Consider the following 9,205-nt stretch of genomic DNA (forward strand, 5'->3'; position numbering starts at 1 on the left):
AGATGAATAATCTAATCTAGCTACCAGCCTTGGTATTGTTAAAGTTTACGTTGAACAACATTACTCCATTTTCAGAGTGAACAGGCTCAAATATGTTTTGTCCTGAACCTCCTAACAAGTATAACTGAGTGAACATTGAGTTTGAAAGCTCGTTACTCATTAGGATTGGAGTGTATTGATTGTCTTGACCCATAAGGAACAATGTGTAATTACCGTCGTCAGCACCCTTGATGGACTCGTTCTTCATCAGATATCCATCCTCGATTAAAATGATATTGGATGCTTTAAGAGGGTTATACTCAGATCCGTTGACCTCAATAGGCTCTCCACTGTCAGTGTAGACTGACTCAATGTGAGCAGAAGTGGTGTTGTTGCCGCTTCCTCTTTCAATTACAGCATTGACGGTCATACCTTGATCATTTAACACTGCAAGTTTGCCGGATTGACCTTCTTTGACCTCAACTTGCTCAGTTGGAACGTAATAGTTGTAATTTTTAGAGGATTGGTTGTCGAAGTTCCATGCTCCGAAGTAACTCCACCAACCAGCTTTTCCAAGCATATCTGAAGATGCAACAAATATTACAGGTCTAGGGTCACTTGGGTGAGTGTATTCAACAGTCTGCTTAGCTTCAGCTGAGCTTAATCCATATTTGGATGAAAGTACCTTTTGAGCGTCATCCGCTGTTCTTGGCAAGATGTCAATAAGTATATCGGTAGCCTTACCAGTGGAACCGGTCACATTGGTTAAATACTCATCCGCCAATGTACCTTGACTGTCCAACATTCTGAATATTCCTGCAGACAATTCCAGATTATCTGTTGTCATCGCCTGACCTAGCCAGAACGCTCTTTCCCCAGATTGGGAACCCCCATCGAATGTTACCTGTCTGTCACCAGCAACCTCGAAGAGGTAACCGAAGTCCCACCAGGATGTGATTACTGTGTCTTCCGGCTGAGTTTCATCAACCCATTTCATAGCGTTCCACATAGCATCACTGGTACCTGGAACTACGCTTTCAGAAGTTTGGAAAGCTCCGCAGACACTTGGAGTTACAAGTGCAAGAACCAATGCCACTATTAAAACATATTTCTTGATAGGAATGTGTTTTTTATCAGCGGAATTGTCTTTAAGTGCGTATACTGAAGCCAATCCGATTGCAACAATAGCTACGAATAATAAAATACCCCAAACAGTATTGACTGTTGCTAACGGCACGGCCGCAAATACTGCACAGAATATTATTGCAACGGTTAACTTTCTATCATCATTTAATTTAGTCTTAATATAATCGCAAGCGAAACCTACAAAGATACCGGTTAACAATGCAAATGGTAAAACGAGAGTGGTAATGAACCTTGAACCACGAGTTACCGCAAGGATGGTAACGAGTACCCATACAACGAATAATGTTGCGTACAATACTGTTAAACGTTTATCAGCCAAAATCTCATTGTCCCCACCGAATTTCAAGTCAGCCATGGACAATTTGAATTTGCGGTCGTTATCCAATTTTTTAGCTGCAGATAACCTTTGACCTTTTTGAGGTTTGGAAGAATCTTCAGAAACTCCTTGTTTTCTGAATTTCCATGACCTTGAAACCAAAACATATAACACGATTAAACCAGCGAACAATACTAGGATACCACCAATACCGTTGATAGCTCCGTTAGTGTTAGCCAAGAATAATGAAGTCATTCCAGCTCCAAGCATATTTGGTGCTTGCATCTCTGCAACGGAAATAAGTACGTTAGGGAATCCACCCACTACGACAGACGCAGATTGCAAGTTCAATAAGTTAAGTACACGTCCAAAGATTCCAAGTACCCCGTCGGCTCCTTGGAATACAGCGAGTCCTATAAATCCGATAACACCTATTATGACAATGGAAATGAATGCCTTTTGATGGATTAACCATGAAAGAACATTGTTGTAATCATTTCTGTCATCACCAGTGTTGAAAATGAATGTTGCAATTAAATATGCAACTGCAAACAATCCCATCAACGCAACATAAAAGATGTACCCTGTCCATTGTTGTGAGAACAATCCGATTGATGCAATGGAAAGTATTGCAAATATCACTTTCCATATCATGTTCTTTGCCCGTATGGATTCGACAAAGAAGAATATGAAGAACAGTGAGAATATGTAATAGAACATATCTGTATCGAAAAATCCTGGGAATGTGTGCGCGAAATAGTTCGGAGCAAGAACAATAATCAATGTTGCTACAATTGCCCCATAATCGTTAGTCAATCTTCTTGAAAAGATAAATGCCGGAATTACTGCTAATGTGGATATGATCGCTCCAGTCCAGAATGCAATTTCCTTAACTGAATAGTCCCCTCCAAAGAAACTATTAGCCATGTCATGGAACCAGGCGGTCACCCAGACAATACCCAACTCATAATTAATCTCATTTCCCGTTGGGGCATACCTGTGCATATCCCATTCACTACCGTTTATCATTTCATCTCCTACATAGCCATGATCAACATAATCATCGGTCAACCTGTAGTTATAATATGAATCCATTTCACTGAAATAAGGTAGACCAGATGAATCAACATACTCTGCTTTTATATCATCATTGAGCATGTGTAAATCAGCTGCAGGAGCTTTTAATGCAAAAACAACAGCTAAAAGAATTAAAACAATGATAACTCCTTTACCCACTGTAAATAAAGTTTCTCTATTCATTAAAAATCCTCGTCTAATTTTCATTAATAGTTAAAATTATAAGAAATAAAAATAATTTCGAACAATGTGAAAAACTATTTTTATTGGTATATATATCTTTTTTTTCATATTATTAAAGATTATGCATTAAAGGTAAAATAAGTGAAATTAAAATAAATTTTAAAAATAAAAAAAGTTGAATGTTAAAGCATGATTTCAAATGCCGAAATCACTTTAACTTGTGTGGAAGCTCCTCAACAGAACATGTGAACCTGCATTTTGGAAATCCGCTGCAACCAATGAACTCGCCGTAACGACCGGAACGTTTTAAGAGTTGCTTGCCGCATTCTGGACATTCGCCGACTTTTTCAGGGTCGTGAGGTTTTGTTTTCTCCTTGCCGCAGTTTGCATCAAGACATGCGCGTTGGCGAGGCTTTCCAAATGAAATGATTGGAAGTCCGCATTTTTCACATTTCTTTTTAAGGAAATTGGTTCCTTTTGGAATTGAATAAATTGTTGTGCAGTCCGGATAATTGGAACATCCGACAAATGAACTTTTAGTTTTTGGAGAGTATCTTTTAACAAGGTTTCCTCCACAGTTAGGACAGGTTCCGACAATGTTACTTTCCTGATATGCATCATATAATTTGGAACCTATTCCTTTCATGTTCTTGTCAATGTCGCCGAGAATCTCCTTGACGTCCTTTTCACCTTCACTGACAACGCTTTCCTTAGTGGTCTTGTCCTGATTGATTCCTTCAAGCTGGTTTTCCAGGTCCCTAGTCAGCTTTTCTGAAGTCAAGTTGTTACAATAGGTGTTCAATGTGTCGATTAGGTTCTCACCCAATTGGTTAACCTCGATTTTAGTACCAGATATGTATTTCCTATCGTATAGCTTATCGACAATATCCGCACGGGTTGCCTTGGTTCCAAGGTTCTTCTTCTCAAGTTCCTTGATTAATGACGCCTGGTTATAACGGGCAGGAGGCTTGGTTTCCTTTTCCTCCTTAATCAGTTCCTTGACGCTCATGACATCGCCCTCTTCGACATCAGGGAACCTTTCATCATCTATCTTTTTGAACGGATAATGTTCCATCCAACCCTTATGGGTGACCCTTCTACGGTTGAACTTGAATTTCTCGCCTTCAATATTCAGGGTGGTTCTCATTCCCTCAAACTCGGCAGCTTCAAAGAACACAGCAATGAATCTGTAAACAATCAGTTTGTAAATTTTTTCCTCATCCTTGCTCAGCTTGCCCGGCAATATTCCTGTCGGGTGAATTGGAGGGTGAGCGGCATCCTCTTTCTTACCGTTGTGAGGTTTTAATTTTGCAGGCAGCTTGTCAATGTGTGTCTTGAATTCACGGTTTGCTGACAATTGCTTGAAAATGTTTTCAAATCCGAGACTTTCCGGCAATTTTTGGGAGGAAGTACGAGGATAAGAAGTGTAACCTGCACTATAAAGGTTTTGAGCTGCAATCTGAGTCCTTTTAGGTGAAAAACCAAATACATTATATGCCTCAGCCTGAAGTCCGCTTAAGTTGAACGGCACTGGAGGTTGGGTTTTGGATTTTGAAATTGTAATCTTGTCAACAACAGCATCCTTGCCGTTGCACTTGTTGAAAATCTCTTCTGCACGTTCACGGTCAAATATATTACCTTCAACGTGCTTGATTTCAATATCCTCAAAATCAAGAATAGCCTTCAGGTTCCAGTAAGGTTCAGGTACAAATTCTCTGATTTCCTTTTCACGGTTGACAAGAATGGATAGGGTAGGTGTTTGAACTCTTCCAACAGACAATTTAAGGAATCGGTGCTTGGTTTTCTTAACGGAATCTGACAATGCAATGGAAATGTTCATTCCGAAGTAATAGTCAAGGATATGACGTGCAATACCGTTGTCGACCTGGTGCATGTCAATGTCTATCCTGTTTTCATAAGCGTCGATGATGTCCTTTTTTGTTAATGTTGAAAATTTCATACGGGACGCCTTGTTTAGGGAATCCTCTCCGCAAGCGTATTTCAAGGCATTGTATCCAATCAAGGTTCCTTCAACATCATAATCGCAGGCATGAATGTAAGAGTCAGCATTTTTTCCAAATTTTTTAATGGCATTGAGATAATTTTTAGTGAATGCAGATGCTTTGCTTGCCTCATGAGCCGGAACCCACTGAAGATCGAATGACACCCTATATTTCTGCTTTTTAGGAATCAATGAATACAAGTGCCCTACACCTGATACAACAGTGATGTCCTTGGAATCCCTTTTCAATTCCCAATATTTGACTTTCTTATTATACAGTTTCTTTTTGGCACTTGGTGAAAGCGCTTTTGCTATCTTTTCGGCTGAACTCGGTTTTTCGCAAATAATTACTTCATGCATTATACTCTTCCCTATCTCAATTTTTTATAAAATATTTTAAAGAATTTTATTATATAAAAACATTACTATAATCCACATTTATGGACTAATTATATATTACATCTAAAATATACTATTAATAACTGAAGCTAAATTGATGATTATAATGAATGATAAAATTAGTATTATTTTACCGATATTTAATGTAGGCCCTCATTTAAGAGGAGGAATTGATTCATTGGTAAATCAGACAATTGGTAATGAAAATCTTGAGATTATAATGGTTAATGATTGCTCAACCGACGGGTCTGATAAAATAATTGATGAATATGCCGAAAAATACGATTGTTGTGTGGCAATCCATCATGAACAGAATAGTGGTGCAGCATACACCCCAAGAAATACAGGTATTGAAGCGTGCACCGGAGACTATATCATGTTTTTAGACCCTGACGACCGTTATACCCTTGACGCTTGTGAAACCTTATACAATGCGGTTAAGGAACATGATGCAGACATGGCCTTTGCTAGATTTAGAAGGATATTTGAATATGGAGGAAAAGTTCAAAAGTCATATTCCCCTTATATGGACAATCTAGATGAGGTATACCCTGACGAAACATTTGAAACTGAAAACTTCTTGGATGTTCCCGATTTCATTTGGGACAATGTAATTGAAAAGATAGTGTATGGAAAAACAGTTAAGGGAGTGTATCCAAGAGATAAACCATTAGATGTCATTCATATTGATAATATCGAACAGGAACCGGATTTATTAAAAATGCACCCTGCAGTATGGAGCAGAATCTTCAAAAGGGAATTGATAATGGACAACAATATCCGTTTCCAGCCTTACGTTTCAGGAGACGATATGGCATTTGCCCTTGAAACAATAATAAAAGCTGAAGGAATTGTGTTTTTAAACAATTTCATGTGTTATGATTATTATATACGTGACTTGCCAAGTGACAAGTCAATCACCAACACCGTCAATGTAAGATTGCTTGACGAATTGATGGAGTCCTATATCTATTGCAGAAAATGTACCGAAGGGTATTCCAAGGAAGTTCAAACCATCAGCGTCAATCCTCACCTGCTGCACTGGACAAACACTTGGAAGGGATCCCCATTCACAAAAGAAGAGAACAGACTATTGTTAAGTAAAGTCAACAGGCTCAAAAAAATCCATAAGAGTGACTTGAAATCAAGAATGCTTCTATCTTCAATAACCACCGCTCTTGAAACTGCAATCTACACAGCAAGAGAGTAACACCATCAACCATTTTTTTAATTTTTTAAATAGAAAAAAAGAATTATTTTTTTGAAGTTAAATCTTCATTATAAAAACGGTAAAAATCAGCACAGAAATCACAGATTGGGAATTTACCGTTTCTGTAGTAACCAAGCTCAGCCTTATTCATGTCAAATTTCTTGCCACAAATAAAACAAGTTTCGATTTTTTCTTCTGCCATAGTAAAACCTTTTTAAAAAAAGAAAATAGGAGGTTAAAAGTTAATTTAACCTATGTTGTATTTTTGTAAGAGTAAAATCTCTTCAGTAGAGACTTTTCCACCTTGTTTGAATTTTTCAAAGATTTCTTCAGCTCTTTGTTTTTCTTCACGGTTTTTGTTAGCACCGGAAGATCCTTTGTTATCGGATTTTCTGCGTTTAGGTTTGTTGGAACCTAACTTTTTGTTGATAACATGGATGTCACTTAAAATTGCTTTGAATTCTTCGTGTTTTTCAGATGCATTTCTACGTGCTTCAATGAAGTTTTTGTGTGCTTCATCAGCTGCAGTTCTGATGTCATCAGTTTTTCTGAAGTATTTAAGCATTTCTTCGTGAGCTGCTTGAGCTTTTTCGGAAAGTTCAATGACTTTTCCGTGTTCTTCTTCGGAAACTTTTTTGAGTTCTTCTGCTTCACCTTTAGCTGCTTCATCCTCATGGATTTCCATTAATTGTTTTCTTAAGTCATTAGCGTTTTTAACAAGTTGATTTTCTTTTTTAATATCTAATACACGAGTTTCAATGATTTTATCAATCTTTTTAATCTCGTTTTCGATTTTAATTTTATTACGTTTACCTGAATTCCATTCAAGGTTTTTGATTTTAGCGTTAGCTTCATTACGAGCTTTTTTAGCTTCTTCAACTTGTTTGTTGATTTCATTACGCTCATTTCTGAATTCAATAGCTTTGTTTAAGTTTTCTTTTAAGGATGCGTTTAATTCATCTCTTATTTTACGTTGTTCTCTAGCTTCTTTGTTGAATTCTTCCCTTTCATCAGCTACTTTAGCGATTTCAGCTTCTTTTTCATCTTTTTGTTTTCTAACGCCTTCCATGGTGTCAGCAAGAACAAATTCTTCTTTAGGAGCTTCTTCTGCTTCTTCAGTTGCTTCTTCTTCAGCAGCTTCTTCTACTTTTTCGTCTTCTACAGGTTCACTTTCAGCTTCGTCAGTGGTTAATTGATTAAGGATTTCACATAAGACTTTGCACAAGTCTTTTTCTTCTACTACTACATCAGCTATTTCTTTTACGGAATCTTTTGCATTAAATGCAATTCCGCAACCAGCTGATTCGATCATGGAAATGTCGTTTGCGCCATCTCCAACAGCAACTACATCTTCTAATGCAATTCCTGCTTCTTCGACGTGGTCTTTTAATACATCTAATTTAGATCCGCTTACTAAAGGACCAGTCACTTCACCAGTTAATTTACCATCTTCGACTGTGAAACTATTAGTATAAACTGTGTCAACACCAAGTTTTTCTTGAACTTTCTCAGCCACTACATCAAAACTACCACTAATGATAGCTACATCTATATCTTTATCTTTTAGACATTTGATGGTTTTGCAAGCACCAGGCATTAATGGAAGTTCATCAGCTAAGTTCTCAATATCTTCAATTGAAGTACCTTCAAGAAGTTGAACTCTGTCTTTAATAGAAGTTTCAAAGTCTATTTCCCCTTGCATAGCTTTTTCAGTAATTTCAGCTATGTCTTCTTCAACATTTGCTAATTTTCCTATCTCATCTATTGCTTCACCATCAATAATAACGTTATCTAAGTCAAATACTACAAGTTTAATCAATAATACCACCAATTATATTAAATCTAGCTCACTTAATCTGTCGTAAGCTCTTTCGACACCTAATTTAGCGTCGCTTTTGGTTTTAGCACCGGTACATACTACCTTACCAGAACCAAATAATAATAATACCACTTTAGGGTCAGATAATCTGTATACTAAACCAGGGAATTGTTCCGGTTCGTATTCAGTATCTTCAAGTTCTAAAGCTACTGCTTCTAAATTTAATGTGGATTCTAAGTTTGCAGAAGCCACAATGTTTTGAATTTTAATTTCAAACTCATCCGGAATATCAGTATCTACTGACCTCATTAGGCCAACAGTCTTCTTGATAGCTGTTTTAGAATCATCAATAGACTTTGCCCCGGTACAGACAAGCTTTCCTGAACTGAAAATCAATGCTGCAGTTTTAGGATCTTTAAGTTTGAAGACTAATCCCGGAAACTGTTCACGATTAAAAGTAACATCAGGTTCTAAAGCTTTCTTTACTTCGGAAAGGTCAATATCTTTACCAATACTAGCAGAAGCTACAATGTTTTCAATCTTAATTTCAACATCGGTCAATTTAAAACCTCCAATCAATTATTAAAAGTAGTAAGTAAAAATTATAGAAAACAAAAAATCAATCAAATTTTTACTAATTAAATATTATATTTAAATAGTATATAAAGGTATGTTTATTTAAAATATTTAAGCAAAATTTAAAAAAATACTAAAAAAATAAATTTTTTAAAATGGCAAATCATTTATAAATAAAATTGAAAATCATGTATTATAAATTGTTATTTATAAACTTTACTACTTTTTAGATTAAATACAAAAAAATCACTTAACCAGATTAATTTTGAGGCTGACTCATAATTTTTGTGTTTAAAATTTTTTTCTTATTTTATTATCCTTTAATTTTATATACTAGAAAGTACAATCTATTATTAAAGTTAATTAACTTTTTGGTTGTGTTTTTTATGGTTTTGAGGGAGGATAAAATTGGTCAGCAATTATTAATTCCTTTGGACTTGAGGGAGTTGATTCCAAAAGATCATCCGTGTTATTTTATTCAAAATGTTGTGGATGAAA

Annotated in this window: 6 protein-coding genes; 1 reads left to right on the forward strand and 5 read right to left on the reverse strand. The window is 36.3% G+C overall.

Annotated features, from left to right (window positions below; translation table 11 throughout):
• Positions 1 to 16 precede the first annotated feature (16 nt).
• Both ILA26_RS05915 and topA read right to left on the reverse strand, forming a co-directional pair.
• The gene (locus tag ILA26_RS05915; protein WP_292895298.1) at positions 17 to 2,701 is read right to left on the reverse strand and encodes an STT3 domain-containing protein; all 2,685 of its coding nucleotides are present in this window, start codon (positions 2,699 to 2,701) and stop codon (positions 17 to 19) included.
• 208 nt (positions 2,702 to 2,909) lie between these two features.
• Positions 2,910 to 5,063, reverse strand: a complete 2,154-nt coding sequence (topA, locus tag ILA26_RS05920) for a DNA topoisomerase I (protein ID WP_292895302.1) — start codon at positions 5,061 to 5,063, stop codon at positions 2,910 to 2,912.
• Positions 5,064 to 5,208: 145 nt separating this feature from the next.
• On the opposite strand from topA, the gene ILA26_RS05925 reads away from it, so the two are divergent.
• Complete coding sequence (locus tag ILA26_RS05925; protein ID WP_292895304.1) at positions 5,209 to 6,312, forward strand: glycosyltransferase family 2 protein; 1,104 nt, start codon at positions 5,209 to 5,211, stop codon at positions 6,310 to 6,312.
• A gap of 43 nt (positions 6,313 to 6,355) precedes the next feature.
• Here the strand turns inward: ILA26_RS05925 and ILA26_RS05930 are convergent, their stop codons facing one another.
• Genes ILA26_RS05930 through ILA26_RS05940 form a run of 3 tightly spaced genes read right to left on the reverse strand, consistent with a single transcriptional unit; the run spans position 6,356 to position 8,692 of the window.
• Entirely contained in the window at positions 6,356 to 6,514 is a 159-nt protein-coding gene (locus tag ILA26_RS05930) for a hypothetical protein (RefSeq protein ID WP_292895306.1), read from the reverse strand.
• A gap of 45 nt (positions 6,515 to 6,559) precedes the next feature.
• The gene (serB, locus tag ILA26_RS05935) at positions 6,560 to 8,131 is read right to left on the reverse strand and encodes a phosphoserine phosphatase SerB (RefSeq protein WP_292895308.1); all 1,572 of its coding nucleotides are present in this window, start codon (positions 8,129 to 8,131) and stop codon (positions 6,560 to 6,562) included.
• Positions 8,132 to 8,143: 12 nt separating this feature from the next.
• Positions 8,144 to 8,692, reverse strand: a complete 549-nt coding sequence (locus ILA26_RS05940) for a TATA-box-binding protein (protein ID WP_292895311.1) — start codon at positions 8,690 to 8,692, stop codon at positions 8,144 to 8,146.
• Positions 8,693 to 9,205 lie beyond the last annotated feature (513 nt).

This window comes from Methanobrevibacter sp., assembly GCF_017940815.1.
Taxonomy (GTDB): domain Archaea; phylum Methanobacteriota; class Methanobacteria; order Methanobacteriales; family Methanobacteriaceae; genus Methanocatella.